We start from the raw sequence: 17,960 nt of genomic DNA, 5'->3' as shown, positions 1-17,960 counted from the left end.
GGCTTGCTCGTACCCGGGTCCTTCTTGCCCCCGTGCTTGCCACCGCTCGGCTTGTCCGTTCCCCAGCCCATAACTCCTCCAGTTCGGTTGATCGTTGGTGGTCGGTGTGCCTCTATCAGTCCGGCGGCCGGGGCGGCTCCGGCCCGGGGGTAGACATGGCGGTGCTCCTCTCGGTCGGTCGCGGGTGCGGTGCTTTTCCCGCCCGCGCCGCCGACCCGGCGGCGCGGGCGGGGGTTCAGTGGCTGCGGTTGATCAGCACCAGGGCCGCAGCGATGACATGCAGCACGCCTGCTGCCGACACTCCGTAGGCGGTCCAGACCTGAACGGGATCGGGACTCGGCAGCGGTGCGTCCTCGCTCTCGTCGGACGCGGAACAGCTCACCGGTCGGTCGAGTCGGCGACCAGGAGATCGGCGTGAACGATCTTCCCGAGCGGGAGAGGGGTGACACCCCAGCGGCCGCGCGTGAGCAGGTGGACCATCGCGAGTCCCCGCCCGGACGTCTGATCGGTTCCGGCCCCGACCATCGTCGGCATGGCACGACAGCCGTCCCCGACGAGGATGCGGACGACCTGTCCGCTCGGACGGCGCACGGCGACGACCATGCGCGTCTGGCACCCGGTCTTCACCGCGTTTGTGGCCAGCTCACTGACGATCACCAGGGCGTCGTCCAGAAGATCGCCCAGCCCCCACTCCCGCAGCTTGGCTGCGACGAAGTGACGCGCGGTCGCCACTGACTCCGGCCGGTACGGCAGGCGGACCGTTGTCGGCTGCGGCTGCTCCCTTTCGCCGGCTGGCCGGGCAAACAGTGCGGTGGGTGGAGACATCGAGGTCACTCCCTCGGGTGGTCCGGTGGGTTGCTCCCTGGTGCCTGATCTGCCAGCGAGGTATTCCTAGTTCACAGCCCCGTGGTGGTGAACGGGGCTTGCGTGACCGGACGTTTCACCGGACCTTTCGGTGCGTCGGGTATGTCCGGCGGAGGAGTAGGTACGACTGCTGGGGGGTCTGTGGTGGCGCGATCACTGGCGGAGCTGCGAAAGGCTGCCGGATACACGCAGGAAACGTTTGTTGCCGCGTTCCTGGACATGGCACAACGTATGGGTGTCCGCGCTGCGGTGAGTGTTCGACATCTCAGGCGGTGGGAGTCCCCCGGTCCGCCGTTGCCGCACCCTGGTCAACAGGCTGTTCTGGAAGCATTGTTGGGCGTCCCACTGGCTGAGCTCGGGTTCACGGTTCCGTCGGAGCGGACCGTCAGCACGTCAGAGGGTCGGTGTCAGGAGGGCGAGGTGCTGCGTCGGCAGTTTGTTGTCGATGTCGGAGCGCTTCTGGGGGCGTCCGTTTTGCCCTCCGGGAGGACGGGACGGCGAATTGGTGCGACCGATATCCAGGCGTTCAGGTCGAAGGTCTCTGAGCTGTACACCATTGATCACTCACAAGGTGGCCGAGTCGCCCGGCAGGCCGCCACGCGTGTGCTTCACAGCATCGAGAAGGCCGTGACCGGAGGGGTTTATCTCGCCCCCGTCGGACGCGACCTTCAACTGCTGGTCGGTACGCTCCACTCCCACCTTGGATGGATCGAGTTCGATGCGGGGAGGCCGGCAGCGGCCCGCGCATCGTGCACTGAGGCACTGACCTCGGCCCGTTTGGTCGGTGATCCGCTGTTGGAGGTTCGGGCGCTTGACAGTTTGTCCCTGCTCGCCGTTGAGCAGAAGCGACCATGGGAGGCGGTCGCCGCAGCGGCCGCCTCCGGGGAGATCGCACAGGCTCAGGGTGGACCGAAGGTGAAATCAGTGGTCGCCCTGCGGCAGGCCCGGGCTCTCTCGGCTGCTGGTGATCACGCGGGTGCCCGGCGGGCCCTGTCTCAGGCGCTGGTATGGCAGGACCGATCGGACAAAGACGCCGACGCGCCTCCGTGGACGGCGTTCGCCGGTCAGGTTGAGGTGGACTATGCGACTGCTGCGTGGCACGTGGAGACTGGGCAACTTGCGCATGCGATTCCGTTCCTCCGATCCGCCCTCGGGCAGCTCGGTCCGACCTACAGCCGAAACGCGGCGCTGTACCGGGCGCGGCTGGCCGAGGTGCTGATGAGAGCGGGCGAGGTCGAAGAGGCCTGCGCGGAGGTGGTGGCCAGCGCCAGTGCGGCGATGGGCATGGCCTCGACCCGACTCGCCGATCGGCTGCGTACGGTGGCCTCTCTGGCCGCCAGTGTGGATGCGGTGATGGCACGACACTGTGTCGAGGAACTTCGAACGCTCGGGGTTTTGGCCCGGAAGTAGAGGGTGGCGTGACGGTTACGGTTCAGCTTCTCGATGGTGAGCACACTGCGAAGCTGGAGAACGAGTTGAAGCAGGTGTTCGCCGAGGCATTCGCGGAGCCTCCGTACGACGAGGGCCCGGTCGATGTGGAGCGGGCGTTCAGGCGGTTCCGCTCCCAGGTGCGTCGACGCGGCTTTCGGGCGGCCGTTGCCTTCGATGACGACACCGCAGTGGGGATGGCGTACGGCTATCCGCTGTCGGCCTACACGGGGTGGTGGAGAACCTTGATCGACCCCGTGCCTGAGGGCCTCAGTCGTGAAGACGGTGCTCGGACGTTCGGCCTCTTCGAGTTGGCAGTCCGGCCCGAGTGGCGTCGCCAAGGCATCGCCACTCGCTTGCATCGCGTCCTCATCGAAGGTTTGGACAACGCCCGGGTGATGCTGAACAGCCGACCGGAGGCGACTGCGGCCCAGGCGACCTACCGCGCGTGGGGCTACCGGCACGTCGGATCGGCGATTCCATGGGAGGGCGCGGCTCGGCATGACGTGATGATCCTCGACCTGCTTCGCCCGGCGGCGCGAGCATGAACCCCCAGGCAACGCCGCTCCACTCGGTGTCCGTCGCCGGGGCGGTGGTACGTGAGGACGGCAGGGTGCTGGCGATCCGGCGGGCTGACAACGGGACCTGGGAGCCGCCGGGCGGGGTGTTGGAGTTGACCGAGTCGGTTGAGGACGGCGTGCGCCGCGAGGTCTACGAGGAGACCGGGATCAAGGTCGGCGTGGAGCGGCTGACCGGCGTCTACAAGAACGTGAGTCGGGGGATCGTTGCCCTGGTCTTCCGCTGTCGGCCGGAGAGCGGGGCGGAGCGACTCTCGGACGAGTCGGTCGAAGTCGACTGGCTCACGCCGACCGAGGTCTCCGATCGAATGGCGGAGGTCTACGCCGTGCGCCTCCTGGATGCGCTTCGGGTCGACCTGGCACCGACCGTCCGGACCCACGACGGCCGACGGCTGCTGTGATCCGGGCGGGAGACAGCAGGAGGAGGAAGGCGGCAGTGGCGGGGGCTCCGCTCGTAATGCCGGTGAGCGGGGGCGGCCGGGCGTGATAGACCAGACGGCACTATGAACATCTGTGTCTTCTGCTCCGCGTACTCGCTCGACGACCGCTACTCCGCCCCCGCCGCCGAGTTCGCCCGGCTCCTGGGGGAGGGCGGCCACACCCTGGTCTGGGGCGGCTCGAACGCCGGACTGATGGGGCTGCTGGCCGACGAGGTGAAGGCGGCGGGCGGCCGACTGGTCGGCGTGCTGGTCGAGATGCTGAAGCACAAGGGGTACGTCGGCGCCGACGAGCTCGTCATGACCGCCGATCTCGCCGAGCGCAAGCGGGAGTTGGCCGCCCGTGCGGACGCCATCGTGGTGCTGGTCGGCGGGTTGGGGACCATGGACGAGGTCACCGAGGTGCTGGAGCTCAAGAAGCACGGGATCTTCGACAAGCCGGTCGTCCTGCTGGACACCGAGGGCTTCTACGCGGGCCTGCGCACCCAGCTGGAGCGGATGGACGCCGAGGGCTTCCTGCCGAAGCCGCTCGCCGAGCTGGTCACCTTCGCGGACACGCCCGCCGAGGTGTTCGAGCTGCTCAAGGCCTGAGAGGATCGGGCCCATGGCTGCACATCTGATCACCGGCGCCGGCTCCGGCATCGGCGCCGTCCTGGCCGGGAAGCTCGCCGAGCGCGGGGACGAGCTCTGGCTGCTCGCCCGGGACGCCCGGCGGGCCGCCGAGCTGCGGGACCGCTTCCCCGGCGCCCGCACCCTGGTCGGCGACCTCGCCGACCCCGGCAAGCTCTCCTGGGCCTTCGGGCACCAGGCGCTGCCCGTCGAGCTGGACTCCGTCCTGCACGTGGCCGGCATGGTGGAGCTGGGCACCGTGGGCGACCTGCCGGTGAAGGCCTGGCAGGACACCCTGAACGTCAACCTGGTCGCCCCCGCCGAGCTGACCCGGCTGCTGCTGCCCTCGCTGCGCCTGGCCAAGGGCCACGTGGTGTTCGTCAACTCGGGCGCCGGCCTGACCGCCCACGCCGAGTGGTCGGCGTACGCGGCCAGCAAGCACGGTCTGAAGGCGCTCGCCGACGCGCTGCGCCAGGAGGAGCACGCGAACGGCGTCCGGGTCACCTCGGTCTACCCGGGCCGCACCGCCACGGCGATGCAGGCCAAGGTGCACCAGCAGGAGGGCAAGGAGTACGACGCCGGGCGCTGGATCGACCCGGAGTCCGTCGCCAAGGCCGTCCTCGCCGCCCTGGACGCCTCCCGGGACGCCGAGATCACCGACCTCACCGTCCGCCCCGGCCGCTGACCGCCGGCGCCGACCAGGACACCGGCGAACGCACGCGGCGCCGCGCACTAGGCTCGGACGGGTGAGCACCGGACACCCTTTCCCCGACCTGCGCGGCGCCGCCACCGGCGTCGGCTCGCTGCCCGGCACCGACGCCCGGGAGGCCGCCAAGACCTCCACCGGGGCGCTGGAGCAGCTGCCGTTCCTGCCCGAGCTGCCCGCCCGCGGCCCGGGCGCCGACATGATCGGCCGCGGCGCCGGCCTGCTGGTCGAACTCTTCGCGCAGACCGAGCCCAGCGGCTGGCGGTTCGCCGACCGCCCCGGCCGGGACACCCGCCGCGCCCACTCCTGGCTCGGCGAGGACCTGGACGCCCTGGAGGAGTTCACCCAGGGGTACTGGGGCGCGCTCAAGCTCCAGGCCGTCGGCCCGTGGACGCTGGCGGCCAACATCGAGCTCAAGCACGGCGAGAAGGCGCTCGCCGATCCCGGCGCCTGCCGGGACATCGCCGGCTCGCTCACCGAGGGTCTGCGCCGGCACCTGGCCGAGGTCCGCAAGCGGGTGCCGGGCGCCGAGGTGGTGCTCCAGCTGGACGAGCCCTCGCTGCCCGCCGTGCTGGCCGGGTCGGTGAAGACGGCCAGCGGCTTCCAGCGGCTGCGCTCGGTGGACCGGCAGGTCGCCGAGGAGGTGCTGCGGGAGGTGATCAAGAGCCTGGACGCTCCCGTGGTCGTGCACTCCTGCGCGCCGGACGTCCCGGTCCCGCTGCTGCGCCGGGCCGGTGTCGCCGGGATCTCGCTGGACTTCTCCCTCCTCACCGAGCGCCAGGACGACGACCTGGGCGAGGCGGTGGAGGGCGGCACGGCGATCCTCGCCGGTGTCGTCCCCGCCACTGACCAGGCGGTGTCCGACCCGGCCGGTAGTGTCCAGGGGGTCAGGACGTTGTGGCGCAGGCTCGGGTTCGCCCCGGAGCTGCTGGGCCGTCGCGTGCTGGTGACGCCGACCTGCGGGCTCGCCGGGGCCTCCCCGGCGTACGCGCGCAAGGCGCTGTCGCTCGCGGCGCGGGCGGCGCAGAGCCTGGTGGACAACCCCGAATGAGAACGTAGGAGGGCTTGCGGTGACGGCTGTCGAGGGCTGGGAGGACATCCCGGCGGAGGTGCGCAGGCGGCACGCCGAGCTGGCGGCGGAGATCACCGACCACCGCGCCCGGTACTACGAGCAGGACGCGCCGGTCGTCAGCGACGCCGAGTTCGACGCGCTGATGCGCGAGCTGGAGGCGATCGAGGCCGAGCACCCGGCCCTGGTCACCCCGGACTCGCCCAGCCAGCGGGTCGGCGGCGCCGCCACCGGGCTGTTCGCCGCGGTCGAGCACCGGGAGCGCCTGCTCAGCCTGGACAACGCGATGGACGACGAGGAGCTGGCCGCCTGGGCGGAGCGCGTCGCCTCGGAGCTGCACGGCATCGAGTACCACTACCTGTGCGAGCTCAAGGTGGACGGCCTGGCCGTCAACCTCACCTACGAGAACGGCCAGTTGGTGCAGGCGGCGACCCGCGGCGACGGCCGGGTCGGCGAGGACATCACCGCCAACGTCCGCACCATCAAGGAGATCCCGCACCAGCTCAAGGGAGAGAACATCCCCGAGCTGGTGGAGATCCGCGGCGAGGTCTACTTCCCGACCGAGGAGTTCGACGCGCTCAACGCCTCCTTCGCGGAGGAGAACGAGCGCCGCCGGCAGGAGAACGAGGAGCGCGCCAAGGAGGGCAAGCGGCCCCGGGCGATGATCCGGCTGTTCATGAACCCCCGCAACGCCGCGGCCGGTTCACTGCGCCAGAAGGACCCGCACGTCACCGCCTCCCGCCCGCTGCACATGGTGGTGCACGGCATCGGCGCCCGGGTCGGCTTCGACATCGACAACCAGTCGCACGCCTACCGGCTGCTGCACGACTGGGGCCTGCCCACCGCCCGGCACAACCAGGTGGTCGGCACGCTCGCCGAGGTCCGGGCCTTCATCAAGCACTTCGGCGAGCAGCGGCACTCGGTCGAGCACGAGATCGACGGCGTCGTGGTCAAGGTGGACGAGATCGCCCTCCAGGGCCGGCTCGGCGCCACCTCCAAGTCCCCGCGCTGGGCGATCGCCTGGAAGTACCCGCCGGAGGAGGTCACCGGCAAGCTGGCGGAGATCCGGGTCGGGGTCGGGCGCACCGGCCGGGCCACCCCGTTCGCGGTGCTGGCCGAGCCGGTGAAGGTGGCCGGCTCGATGGTGCAGTACGCGACGCTGCACAACCAGGACGTGGTCAAGGCCAAGGACGTCCTGCTCGGCGACACCGTCGTGCTGCGCAAGGCCGGTGACGTCATCCCGGAGATCCTCGGCCCGGTCTACGACCTGCGGGACGGCACCGAGCAGGCTTTCGTGATGCCCTCGCACTGCCCGGAGTGCGACACCGAGCTGCGCCCGATGTCCGAGGGGGACATCGACCTGCGCTGCCCCAACGCCCAGTACTGCCCGGCCCAGATCCGGGAGCGGATCGCCTTCCTCGGCGGGCGGCAGTGCCTGGACGTCGAGGGCTTGGGCTACGTCGCGGCCACCGCGCTGACCCAGCCGCTGGAGCCGGCCGAGGCCCCGGTGCGCAACGAGGGCGACGTCTTCGGGCTGACGGCGGAGCAGCTGCTGCCGATCAAGGTGCTGGTGCGCGACCAGAAGACCGGCATGCCCAAGCTGGACGACCGGACGGGCAAGGAGAAGGAGGTCTTCTTCTTCGCGACCACCAAGGGCGAGCCGAAGAAGTCGCTGCAGACCCTGCTGGACAACCTGGAGGGGGCCAAGGACCGTCCGCTCTGGCGCTTCCTCAACGGCCTGTCGATCCGGCACGTGGGGCCGGTCGCGGCGCAGGAGCTGGCGCGGGAGTTCCGGGACCTGGACCGGGTCTTCTCGGCCACCGAGGAGGAGTTGGCGGCGGTCGAGGGGGTGGGCCCCACCATCGCCCGCTCGATCCGGGAGTGGTTCGAGGAGGAGTGGCACCGGGAGATCCTGGAGAAGTGGCGCGCCGCCGGCGTCCGCTTCGTCGAGGAGTTCGCGGACGAGGAGGAGGCGGAGCGTCCGCTGGAGGGACTGACCGTCGTGGTCACCGGGACGCTGGCCGGCCACACCCGGGACGGCGCCAAGGAGGCGCTGACCTCGCGCGGAGCGAAGGTGACCGGTTCGGTTTCGAAGAAGACCGATTTTGTGGTCGCCGGTGACAACCCCGGGTCCAAGTACGACAAGGCGGTGCAGCTCGGCCTGCCCGTCCTGGACGACGCGGGCTTCGCCGTGCTGCTCTCCGACGGACCGTCTGCCGCCCGTGCCCACCTGGGACTTCCGGAGCCGGAGGCGCCCGAGGAGCCCGCCGCGGTACCCGCCGAGGGCTGATCGGGAGCGGACCCGAGCGGTCGGCACCCGGATCCGTGTTGTTATCGTCCTGATGCAACGTCACCGGGTGCCGTCCCGTGAAAGCGGGCATTGTGTCACTGTGCGGCACCCGGGCGCGGTGGCGCGTTTCCGGTTGTCCGAAAGTCTGCCCACCGGGTGGACCCCGGCATACCCTGGAGCGCAACAGAGTGTCAGCAGGGGTGGGGGCATCGGCCGAGCCGGTGCTCCTCGGGGTCGCTCCATGCCCGGCAGCTGTCGGTACCGGATCGGTGCCTCACCGTAAGGCGGCCTGACGGGGCGGGCCCGACGGAGGACAGGGCTTATGGATCGTACGACCGGCGGCGCGCCCACACGCCCGCCGCAGGGGGTGGCAGGTGCGGTCCTGCTGCTCGGCGTGCTGCTGGCCGGAGCCGCGCCGCTCATCCCGCTGGCCGTCCTGGTCTACCGGTACGAACCCGAACTGCTGCCGCTGTTCGCGGTGCCGCTGGCCGTCCTGGTGGCGGCCTGGCGGATCGCCCGGGACCGGGCCCGCGACCAGCTGACCGACCCCCTGACGGATCTGCCCAACCGTCAGGCCCTGCTGCTGGCCGCCCAGGAGGCGATCGTCGAGCGCGAGGAAGGCTACAGCGTCGGTCTCATCCTGCTCGACCTCGACCGCTTCCGGTCACTCAACGACACACTTGGTCATACGGCCGGTGACCGGTTGCTGGTTCACATCGCCCGCCGGCTCCACCGGGCGCTGCGCTCCGGCGGCCCGGCCGGCAGCGAGACCCGGGAGTCCATCGACGACGTCTTCGCCGGCCTGCCCCGGAACTACCGGCGCGGCCGCCCCATGGTGGCCCGGATGGGCGGCGACGAGTTCGCCGTCCTGCTCCCCGGCATCAACTGCCCCGACAGCCTGGAACGGGTCGCCAAGGCGCTGATCGCCGAACTCGCCGCGCCGATCCGGCTGGACGGGCTGCTGCTGGTGCTGGAGGCCAGCGCCGGCGTCTGCGTCTACCCGCAGGGCGCCCAGGACGCCGAGTCGCTGCTGCGCCGCGCCGACGTGGCGATGGGCCACGCCCAGCGCGAGTGCAGCGGGGTCGCCCAGTACGACGAGACCCAGGACGCCGACACCCCGTACCGGATCGGCCTGCTCGGGGACCTGCGCCGGGCCCTGGAGACCGGCGAGGTGCAGCTGCACTACCAGCCGAAGGTGGCCTTCGACGGCCGGGTGGTCGGCCTGGAGGCGCTGCTGCGCTGGGAGCGGCCCGGCCAGGGCAAGGTCTCCCCGGACGAGTTCGTCGGGCTCGCCGAGTCCAGCGGCCTGATGCCCCGGCTCACCGACTACGTGCTGGAGGCGGCGGTCGGCCAGCTCGCCTACTGGCGCGACCAGGGCCTCCAGGTGCAGGTCGCGGTCAACGTCTCGCCGCGCGACGTGCTCAACCCCGGCTTCGCCCAGCGCGTCGCCGGGCACCTGGTCCGCCACCAGGTGCCGGCCCACGCGCTCCAGCTGGAGATCACCGAGCGGCTGCTGCTGGACGACTCCCGGCGCGCCGCCGACACCCTGGCCGAGCTGCGCGGCTACGGCGTCGGGATGTCCCTGGACGACTTCGGCACCGGCCACTCCTCGCTGGTGCGGCTGCGCAGCCTGCCGGTCGGCGAGCTCAAGATCGACCGCTCCTTCGTCTCCCGGATGGTCGCCGACGACCACGACGCGGCGGTGGTCCGCTGCTCGGTCGAGCTGGCCCACTCGCTCGGCCTGACCGTGGTCGCCGAGGGCGTCGAGGACGACGAGACCTGGGAGCGGCTGCACTGCATGGGCGTGGACGCCGTCCAGGGCTGGCTGGTGTCCGCCGCGCTGCCCGCCGAACAGGCCACCGCCTGGCTGCGGGTGCACCGCACCACCGGGGCCCCGACGGTGGAGCGCCTCGGCGCGCCGCCGCAGCTCCCGTCGATCATCAAGCCGGTCGAGCGGCCCGCCGCGGTCAAGCCGGTCGACCGGTCGGGCGCGCTGCCCCCCGTGCTGCCGCCGACCCTCCCGCCGGTGCTGCCGCCCGCCCTCCAGGCCGGGCAGCGCGGCCAGGCGCTGCCCGCCGCGCAGATCGGCTTCCAGGCACCGGGCGCGCAGGGTTGGGCCCGCACCCGGCCCCAGTAGCCGCAGGGGTGACGGGGCGGTAACGGGGCCGTGGGTCCACTCGTTGGCCGGTGGCCGGGCCGGGCCCCATAGGATGGGGTCCAAAGACCACGAGGACGGAGCGCCGAACCGGCTGCTCCTGCCCGGGCCCGGCACCGCCGCTGGCGTCGCCGGGTCTCACCAGAACTCACCCTGAGGATCGCTGCATGCCTGGCATCACGCGCGAGGAGGTCGCCCACCTCGCCCGGCTGTCGCGTCTTGAGCTGAAGCCCGAAGAGCTGGACCACTTCGCCGAGCAGCTCGACGTGATCATCGGCGCGGTCGCCCGCGTTTCCGAGGTCGCCGGACAGGACGTACCGCCGACCTCCCACCCGCTGCCGCTGACCAACGTCATGCGCGCGGACGAGGTGCGGCCGTCGCTCACCCCGGAGCAGGCGCTGTCCGGCGCCCCCGCCGCCGAGGAGCAGCGTTTCCGTGTGCCGCAGATCCTCGGGGAGGACTGACCGAGATGACCGAGCTGATCAAGTACACCGCGGCCGAGACCGCGGGCGCCATCGCCAAGGGTGAGGTCTCCGCCGTCGAGGTCGCCCAGGCGCACCTGGACCGCATCGAGGCCGTCGACAAGAAGGTCAACGCCTTCCTGCACGTCGACACCGAGGGCGCGCTGGCCGCCGCCAAGGCCGTCGACGACAAGCGCGCCAAGGGCGAGGAGCTGGGCCCGCTGGCCGGCGTCCCGCTCGCGCTGAAGGACGTCTTCACCACCAAGGGCATCCCGACCACCTGTGGGTCCAAGATGCTCGAGGGCTGGATCCCGCCCTACGACGCCACCCTGACCACCCGTCTCAAGGACGCCGGCGTGGTCATCCTCGGCAAGACCAACATGGACGAGTTCGCGATGGGCTCCTCCACCGAGAACTCGGCCTACGGCCCGACCGGCAACCCGTGGGACCTCACCCGCATCCCCGGCGGCTCCGGCGGCGGTTCGGCCGCCGCGCTGGCCGCCTTCGAGGCCCCGCTGGCGATCGGCACCGACACCGGCGGTTCGATCCGCCAGCCCGGCGCCGTCACCGGCACCGTCGGCGTCAAGCCGACCTACGGCTCGGTGTCCCGCTACGGCCTGGTCGCGTTCTCCAGCAGCCTGGACCAGGGCGGTCCCTGCGCCCGTACGGTGCTGGACGCGGCCCTGCTGCACGAGGCCATCGCCGGCCACGACCCGCTGGACTCCACCTCGATCGACGCGCCCGTCCCGGCCGTGGTCGCGGCCGCGAAGATGCGCGATGTCCGCGGCATGCGGATCGGCGTCGTCAAGGAGTTCGCCGGCGAGGGCTACCAGGCCGGCGTGATGCAGCGCTTCGACGAGTCGGTGGAGCTGCTGCGCGAGCTGGGCGCCGAGGTCGTCGAGGTGTCCTGCCCGTCCTTCACCCTGGCGCTGCCGGCGTACTACCTGATCGCGCCGTCGGAGTGCTCCTCCAACCTGGCCCGGTTCGACGCCATGCGCTACGGCCTGCGGGTCGGCGACGACGGCTCGCGCTCGGCGGAGGAGGTCACCGCGCTGACCCGCGAGGCCGGCTTCGGCGACGAGGTCAAGCGCCGCATCATCCTGGGCACCTACGCCCTCTCCTCCGGCTACTACGACGCCTACTACGGCTCGGCCCAGAAGGTGCGCACGCTCATCTCGCGCGACTTCGACGCCGCCTTCGCCGGTGTGGACGTGCTGGTCTCGCCGACCACGCCGACCACCGCCTTCCCGATCGGCGAGCGCGCCGACGACCCGATGGCGATGTACCTGGCCGACCTGTGCACGATCCCGTCCAACCTGGCGGGCAACGCGGCCATGTCGCTGCCGGTCGGCCTGGCGCCGGAGGACAATCTCCCGGTCGGCCTGCAGATCATCGCTCCCGCGATGGCGGACGACCGCCTGTACCGCGTGGGCGGTGCCGTCGAGGCCGCACTCAACGACAAGTGGGGGCACACCCTGCTGGAGGAGGTACCGGCACTGTGAGCAAGATCGAGAAGGCCAAGGCCCAGAGCTCCCTCAAGGCCCAGAGCTCCCTCAAGGCCCCGAGTTCAGTCAAGGGGTGGAAGCACAGCAAGCCCGGCCTGTGGCTGTCCATCGGCACCAGCGCGTTCGGTGCGATCTCCGTGGTCAAGGACGTCCGCAAGGCCCGCGAGGAGAGCGACACCCTCAAGCTGGTCAACGCCCTGGTCGGCGCCGCCGCGCTGATCACCGGCACGGCGCTGCTGGTGCGCGAGCTGCGTCAGCTCGCCTCCGACGACGTGCTGCTGGGCTGACGCCCCGGCCCGGCCCCGCGCGCCGCGGGGCCGGGCCCGTACCTCCCAAGCTTCAAGTGAGAAGGGACGCTGTGAGCGTCATGAACCTGGTCTCCTACGAGGACGCTCTCGCGTCGTACGACCCGGTGATGGGCCTTGAGGTCCACGTCGAGCTGGGTACCAAGACCAAGATGTTCTGCGGTTGCTCGACCGAGCTGGGCGCCGAGCCGAACAGCCAGACCTGCCCGACCTGCCTGGGCCTGCCGGGTTCGCTCCCGGTGGTCAACGCGGTCGGCGTGGAGTCGGCCGTCAAGATCGGCCTGGCGCTGAACTGCGAGATCGCCGAGTGGTGCCGGTTCGCGCGGAAGAACTACTTCTACCCGGACATGCCCAAGAACTTCCAGACCTCGCAGTACGACGAGCCGATCGCCTTCAACGGCTACCTCGACGTGCAGCTGGAGGACGGCTCGACCTTCCGTGTGGAGATCGAGCGCGCCCACATGGAGGAGGACACCGGCAAGTCCAGCCACGTCGGCGGCGCCACCGGTCGCATCCACGGGGCCACCCACTCGCTGCTCGACTACAACCGGGCCGGCATCCCGCTGATCGAGATCGTCACCAAGCCGATCGTCGGCGCGGGCGAGCGCGCCCCCGAGGTCGCCAAGGCGTACGTGGCCGAGCTGCGCGAGCTGATCAAGGCGCTGGGCGTCTCCGAGGCCCGGATGGACAAGGGCCAGATGCGCTGCGACGTCAACCTGTCGCTGCGCCCGAACGGCACCGAGACCTTCGGCACCCGCTCGGAGACCAAGAACGTCAACTCCCTGCGCAGCGTGGAGCGGGCCGCCCGGTTCGAGATCCAGCGGCACGCCACCGTGCTGACCGACGGCGGCACCATCGTCCAGGAGACCCGTCACTTCCACGAGGAGGACGGCAGCACCACCTCGGGCCGGATCAAGGACAACGCCGAGGACTACCGCTACTTCCCCGAGCCGGACCTGGTGCCGGTGGCCCCCGCCCGGGCGTGGGTCGAGGAGCTGCGGGCCGGGCTGCCGGAGCTGCCGCGGGTGCGTCGCGCCCGGCTGCAGGCCGAGTGGGGCCTGTCCGACAAGGACATGCAGTCGGTGCTCAACGCCGGTGCGGTCGAGCCGATCCTGGAGACCATCGCGGCCGGCGCCCCCGCCGACCAGGCCCGCAAGTGGTGGATGGGTGAGCTGGCCCGCCGCGCCAACGAGACCGGCACCGAGCTGAGCGAGCAGCCGATCACCCCGGCGCAGGTCGCCCGGGTGACCGCGCTGGTGGCCGAGGGCAAGCTGAACGACAAGCTGGCCCGTCAGGTCATCGAGGCCGTGCTGGCCGGCGAGGGCGAGCCGGACGAGGTCGTCGAGAAGCGCGGCCTGGCCGTGGTCTCCGACGACTCCGCGCTGGGCGCCGCCGTCGACCAGGCGATCGCCGAGAACGAGGCGGTCGCCGCCAAGATCCGCGACGGCAAGGTCGCGGCCGTGGGCGCGCTGGTCGGCGCGGTCATGAAGGCCACCCGTGGCCAGGCGGACGCGGCCCGGGTCAAGGACCTGATCCTGGAGCGGCTTGCCGTGGAAGGACAGTAGGCGCAGTCTGGAGAAGCCGGGCGTCTGCGCCTGAGTGACCTGAGAAGCCGCGGCTGCCCAGGCTGTCCAGCCCGCCTTCCTAAGGCGTCTAAGGCATCTAAGGCCCTCTAAGTAAGGCCTAAGGCCCCGTCTCACCTATGTATCTAGGTGAGGCGGGGCCTTAAACCTTTTTCTGCGCCGGATCTAAGGCACTCTGCCTTCGGAAGATGGGGCACGCGCCCGATGCAGCACCCCCCACTGGGGGAGGAAGCTCTTACATGTCAGGGAAACGCAGTGAAACCCACAAGGGGAACCCGAAGTGATCGAGTACCAGCTCATCCAGCAGCAGGCCCACGAGCTCGAAGCCCGCGCCGAGCACGAGCGACTGGTCCGCGAGGCCAAGCAGGTCGCCCGTCTGCGCCGCCGTCCGGTGGCCGCCCGCTTCCAGCGGCGCCCCGTGCGTCAGCCGGAATGCTGATGACCCGGCACCAGGACGGTGCCGATGCAGTTCCGGAGGGGGAGGCGCCGCGGGTGAGCGCCTCCCCCTCCGGGCGTTCGCCCCGCGAGATAACCCCTCTCACCAGTGGCTCCGGCTATGGCATGCTCGCCTCCATGCAGCAGATATCGGTCAGTCCCGTCTTCGTCGGCCGCGGCAGCGAGATCACCGAACTGACCGACGCGCTGCGCCGGGCGGGCACCGGCAGCCCGCAGGCCGTGCTGATCGGCGGCGAGGCCGGCATCGGCAAGACCCGGCTGCTGGAGGAGTTCCTGCAGCGGGCCGCCGACGGGGGAGCGGTCACCACGCTCGGCAGCTGTCTGGAGGTCGGCGCCGAGGGCCTGCCCTACGCACCGCTGGCCGCCGCGCTGCGCCGGCTGCACCGCTCGCTGGGGGCCGAGTTCGAGGCGGCGGCGGCCGGCAGCGAGGGCCATCTCGCCCGGCTGCTCTCCGAGTTCGGAGAGGGAGACGGCGAACCCAACGACGAGTACGGCCGGGCCCGACTGTTCGAGCACACTGCGCGACTGTTCGAACGGTTCGGCGCGGAGCGTACCCTCGTGCTCGCCGTCGAGGACCTGCACTGGTCCGACCGCTCCACCCGCGAACTGCTCGCCTTCCTGGTGCGCACCCTGCACCGCTCCCGGGTGCTGCTGGTCGCCACCTACCGCACCGACGACCTGCACCGCCGCCACCCGCTGCGCCCCTTCCTGGCCGAGCTGGAACGGCTGCGCACGGTGCAGCGCCTGGAGCTGGCCCGGTTCAGCCACCGCGAGGTCGCGGCCCAGTTGGCCGGCATCCTCGGCACCGGCGCCCCCGACCGCCAGCTGGTGGACCGGATCCTGCGCCGCTCGGAGGGCAACCCGTTCTTCGTCGAGGAGCTGGCCACCGCCTTCGAGGACGGCTGCGGCGCCGGGCTGACCGACTCGCTGCGGGACATCCTGCTGGTCCGGGTCGAGGGGCTGGACGAGGAGGCCCAGCGGGTGGTGCGGATCGCCGCCGAGGGCGGCTCGCACGTCGAACACGCCCTGCTGGCCGCCGTCCTGGCCGATGACGAGGAGGCGCTGATCGAGGCGCTGCGGGCGGCCGTCGGTGCCAACATCCTGCGCCCGGACAGCGAGGGCGAGGGCTACCGGTTCCGGCACGCGCTGGTCCGCGAGGCCGTCTCGGACGACCTGCTGCCCGGCGAACGGCACCGGATCAACCGCAAGTTCGCACTCGCCGTGGAGGCCGCCCCGCAGCTCGTGCCCGCGGACGCGCTGCCCGCCCGGCTGGCGAACTACTGGTACCACGCCCACGACCCGGCGCGGGCCCTGCCGACCGCCCTGGACGCCGCCCGGGCGGCCCGCCGCCGTAACGCCTTCGCCGAGCAACTCGGCATGCTGGAAAGGGCGTTGGAGCTGTGGGATCTGGTCTCCGAGGAGGTGCTGGCGCACACCCTGCGCCCGTACGACTGGGCCGAGACCTACCCGCCCGGCTCCTGCGACCACAGCCCGGCGGACGCGGACTGCGACCGGATCCAGCTGGTCGACGTGCTGGCCGAGGCGGTGGTCGCGGCCCGGCGCTGCGGTGACCGCGAGCGCGGCCTGAGCCTGGCCAAGCGCGGGATCCGGCTGGTCGACGAGGCGGAGCACCCGGTGCGCGCGGCCTGGTTCCGGATCAACCGGGCCCGGATGCTGGGCAACCTGCGCCGCTCCGGGGACGACGAGGAGATCACCCGCGCGCACCGGCTGGTGGAGCACCTGCCGCCGTCCGCGACCCAGGCCGAGGTGTTCGCGCTGGCCGCCGGCGTGGCGGTGGTCAGGGCGCCCCGCTTCGAGCACCTGGAGCTGGCCGAGCGGGCGATCCGGATCGCCCAGCAGGTCGGCGCCCACTCGGTCGAGGTGCACGCCCGGATGACCCTCGGCAGCCTGCGCTACGACCTGCTGGGCGATGCCGAGGGCGGCCTGGCCGAGTTGGCGGCCGCGGTCGAGCGGGCCCGGTCGCTCGGCATCCCCGACCTCCTGCTGCGCGGCATCAACAACCTGGCCAGCATGCAGCGCGGACTGGGCCGGGCCGAGGAGGCCGTCCGACTGGCCCGGGAGGGCCTGGAGTTCGCGGACGGCAACGGGCTGCAGCGCAACATCGGCAACATCCTGACCGGCAACCTGGTCGAGGCGCTCGCCGACCTCGGGCGGGTGCGGGAGGCCGAGGAGCTGCTCACCGCCAGCGAGCTGATCGGCCTGCCCGGCTCCCACGCCGAGTTCCTGGACCGGATGAGCGGCGACCTCGCCGTGCTGCGCGGGGACCTCGCGACCGCGGCGACCATGCTGGCCCGGGCCCGGGCGGCCAACCGGGTCGGCCAGGCGCAGCACAGCGTGCCGATCAGCCGGCTGGCCGTGCGGATCGCCGGGTACAACGGGCGGCCGCTGGACGCCCGGGCCGAACTGCTGGCGGCGCTCGCGGAGGGCGGGCGGCTGGGGTACGAGTCCGACGTCTACCCGCTGCTGGTGGAGGCCGCCGGGGTGGAGGCGGACAGCCTGGGCGTGCCGGAGACCGCCGCGGGGCGGCCCGCCGCACTGGCCGCGATCGCCGCGGCCGCCGCCGAGCTGCGGCCCCACTCGCCGCTGCACCACGGCTGGGCGCGGCTGCTGGAGGCCGAGCTGGCCCGGGCCGCGGCCGCGGACACCCCCGCGCAGTGGGCGGATGCGGTCGCCGAGCTGCGGCCGACCGGCCTGCCGTACCCGCTGGCGCTCGCCCTGCTGCGGGGCGCCGAGGCGGAGGTGCGGGCGGGGCGGCGCGAGGCCGCGACCGAACTGCTGCGCGAGGCGGGCGAACTGGCGACCGCCCGGGCGGACCGGCCGCTCGGGGCGCAGGTCACCGCCCTGGCGGAGCGGGCCGGGCTGACCCTGGCCCCGGTCGAGCGCCCGGCCGCCGCCGGCGTACCGGCCCAGGCCGTCGGGGACTCCTTCGGGCTCACCCCCCGTGAGCGGGACGTGCTCCGGTTGCTCGCGCGGGGCTGGACCAACCGGCAGATCGCCGAGGAGCTGTACATCTCTCCGAAGACCGCAAGCGTGCACGTGTCCAACATCCTGGGCAAGTTGGAGGTCGGCGGCCGCGGCGAGGCCGCGGCGCTGGCCCACCGGCTGCGCCTCTTCCCCGACGACCTGGCTCCCTCGGGGCGGTGAACCCGCAGGTCGCCGACCGTGTCCGAACGGTCGGTGGCCGGTGCCGTCCGCGTGCGCGGGCGCCGTCGCGTGCTCCCGTGCGCGCCGCGTGAGCCCCTGCCCGCGCGCCGCCGCCAACCGGGCCGATCGGTCGGAATCGGGTGCCTTTGCCTGCCCTGTCGCCATTACTCTAAGTTGAGTGTGCGTGTCATTGAGTGACGGAATTGGTGTAGGGTCCCGAACGGGAGCATCGGTGCGGTGCGGCGGCCGGAAGGCCGCCCACCCCCTGGGCCACCGTCCTGACGGGGCGCCAGGCCACCGCGTACGGCCGAGAGGTGCGCGGCCGGTGGTCCGTGGCCGGGGCGCCGGG

General features: G+C 72.0%; 14 protein-coding genes and 1 pseudogene. 14 read left to right on the top strand and 1 reads right to left on the bottom strand.

Annotated features, from left to right (window positions below; all coding sequences use genetic code 11):
- Positions 1-378: 378 nt before the first annotated feature.
- Positions 379-825 carry an ATP-binding protein gene (locus tag ABTY61_RS09040; RefSeq protein ID WP_350504290.1) on the bottom strand — a complete coding sequence of 149 codons (447 nt, stop codon included), beginning with the start codon at positions 823-825 and terminating at the stop codon, positions 379-381.
- A 141-nt stretch (positions 826-966) separates the two neighbouring features.
- Between ABTY61_RS09040 and ABTY61_RS09035 the strand changes: the two genes are divergently transcribed.
- From ABTY61_RS09035 to ABTY61_RS08970, 14 genes and pseudogenes are all read left to right on the top strand, one after another.
- On the top strand, positions 967-2,274 hold the full coding sequence (locus ABTY61_RS09035; RefSeq protein WP_502895262.1) for a helix-turn-helix domain-containing protein: 1,308 nt from the start codon (positions 967-969) through the stop codon (positions 2,272-2,274).
- 8 nt (positions 2,275-2,282) lie between these two features.
- Positions 2,283-2,840 carry a GNAT family N-acetyltransferase gene (locus ABTY61_RS09030; RefSeq protein WP_350504288.1) on the top strand — a complete coding sequence of 186 codons (558 nt, stop codon included), beginning with the start codon at positions 2,283-2,285 and terminating at the stop codon, positions 2,838-2,840.
- Positions 2,837-3,271, top strand: a complete 435-nt coding sequence (locus ABTY61_RS09025) for an NUDIX hydrolase (protein WP_350504287.1) — start codon at positions 2,837-2,839, stop codon at positions 3,269-3,271. The genes ABTY61_RS09030 and ABTY61_RS09025 overlap by 4 nt, the downstream gene beginning before the upstream one ends.
- A gap of 102 nt (positions 3,272-3,373) precedes the next feature.
- A complete protein-coding gene (locus tag ABTY61_RS09020; protein ID WP_350504286.1) occupies positions 3,374-3,898 on the top strand; it encodes an LOG family protein in 525 nt (174 codons plus the stop codon).
- A gap of 13 nt (positions 3,899-3,911) precedes the next feature.
- The gene (locus ABTY61_RS09015; protein ID WP_350504285.1) at positions 3,912-4,601 is read left to right on the top strand and encodes an SDR family oxidoreductase; all 690 of its coding nucleotides are present in this window, start codon (positions 3,912-3,914) and stop codon (positions 4,599-4,601) included.
- A 61-nt stretch (positions 4,602-4,662) separates the two neighbouring features.
- On the top strand, positions 4,663-5,673 hold the full coding sequence (locus ABTY61_RS09010; protein ID WP_350504284.1) for a methionine synthase: 1,011 nt from the start codon (positions 4,663-4,665) through the stop codon (positions 5,671-5,673).
- Positions 5,674-5,692: 19 nt separating this feature from the next.
- A complete protein-coding gene (gene ligA, locus ABTY61_RS09005; protein ID WP_350504283.1) occupies positions 5,693-7,981 on the top strand; it encodes an NAD-dependent DNA ligase LigA in 2,289 nt (762 codons plus the stop codon).
- A gap of 385 nt (positions 7,982-8,366) precedes the next feature.
- A pseudogene (locus ABTY61_RS09000) lies at positions 8,367-10,118 on the top strand (putative bifunctional diguanylate cyclase/phosphodiesterase); the annotation flags it as partial.
- A 185-nt stretch (positions 10,119-10,303) separates the two neighbouring features.
- Positions 10,304-10,600 carry an Asp-tRNA(Asn)/Glu-tRNA(Gln) amidotransferase subunit GatC gene (gene gatC, locus ABTY61_RS08995; RefSeq protein ID WP_030057414.1) on the top strand — a complete coding sequence of 99 codons (297 nt, stop codon included), beginning with the start codon at positions 10,304-10,306 and terminating at the stop codon, positions 10,598-10,600.
- Between the two features lie 5 nt (positions 10,601-10,605).
- Positions 10,606-12,099, top strand: a complete 1,494-nt coding sequence (gene gatA, locus ABTY61_RS08990) for an Asp-tRNA(Asn)/Glu-tRNA(Gln) amidotransferase subunit GatA (protein WP_350504281.1) — start codon at positions 10,606-10,608, stop codon at positions 12,097-12,099.
- Complete coding sequence (locus ABTY61_RS08985; RefSeq protein ID WP_350504280.1) at positions 12,096-12,389, top strand: hypothetical protein; 294 nt, start codon at positions 12,096-12,098, stop codon at positions 12,387-12,389. The genes gatA and ABTY61_RS08985 overlap by 4 nt, the downstream gene beginning before the upstream one ends.
- 71 nt (positions 12,390-12,460) lie before the next feature.
- Positions 12,461-13,972: an Asp-tRNA(Asn)/Glu-tRNA(Gln) amidotransferase subunit GatB gene (gene gatB, locus ABTY61_RS08980; protein ID WP_350504279.1), complete on the top strand. Its 1,512-nt coding sequence runs from the start codon at positions 12,461-12,463 to the stop codon at positions 13,970-13,972.
- A 298-nt stretch (positions 13,973-14,270) separates the two neighbouring features.
- On the top strand, positions 14,271-14,429 hold the full coding sequence (locus tag ABTY61_RS08975; RefSeq protein ID WP_350504278.1) for a hypothetical protein: 159 nt from the start codon (positions 14,271-14,273) through the stop codon (positions 14,427-14,429).
- Between the two features lie 134 nt (positions 14,430-14,563).
- Positions 14,564-17,611: a helix-turn-helix transcriptional regulator gene (locus ABTY61_RS08970; RefSeq protein WP_350504277.1), complete on the top strand. Its 3,048-nt coding sequence runs from the start codon at positions 14,564-14,566 to the stop codon at positions 17,609-17,611.
- The last annotated feature ends 349 nt before the right edge of the window (positions 17,612-17,960 follow it).

Source organism: Kitasatospora sp. NPDC096128, assembly GCF_040303105.1.
Lineage (GTDB): Bacteria > Actinomycetota > Actinomycetes > Streptomycetales > Streptomycetaceae > Kitasatospora.
Note: the sequence above shows the minus strand (reverse complement) of the source record. Positions and strands in the feature narration are given on the sequence as shown.

What these genes read in the sequence shown, in the direction of transcription:
- ABTY61_RS09040 (WP_350504290.1), bottom strand. Translation starts at nt 825, where the DNA reads ATGTCTCCACCCACCGCACTGTTTGCCCGGCCAGCCGGCGAAAGGGAG.
- ABTY61_RS09035 (WP_502895262.1), top strand. Translation starts at nt 967, where the DNA reads ATGTCCGGCGGAGGAGTAGGTACGACTGCTGGGGGGTCTGTGGTGGCG.
- ABTY61_RS09025 (WP_350504287.1), top strand. Translation starts at nt 2,837, where the DNA reads ATGAACCCCCAGGCAACGCCGCTCCACTCGGTGTCCGTCGCCGGGGCG.
- ABTY61_RS09020 (WP_350504286.1), top strand. Translation starts at nt 3,374, where the DNA reads ATGAACATCTGTGTCTTCTGCTCCGCGTACTCGCTCGACGACCGCTAC.
- ABTY61_RS09015 (WP_350504285.1), top strand. Translation starts at nt 3,912, where the DNA reads ATGGCTGCACATCTGATCACCGGCGCCGGCTCCGGCATCGGCGCCGTC.
- gatC (WP_030057414.1), top strand. Translation starts at nt 10,304, where the DNA reads ATGCCTGGCATCACGCGCGAGGAGGTCGCCCACCTCGCCCGGCTGTCG.
- gatA (WP_350504281.1), top strand. Translation starts at nt 10,606, where the DNA reads ATGACCGAGCTGATCAAGTACACCGCGGCCGAGACCGCGGGCGCCATC.
- ABTY61_RS08970 (WP_350504277.1), top strand. Translation starts at nt 14,564, where the DNA reads ATGCAGCAGATATCGGTCAGTCCCGTCTTCGTCGGCCGCGGCAGCGAG.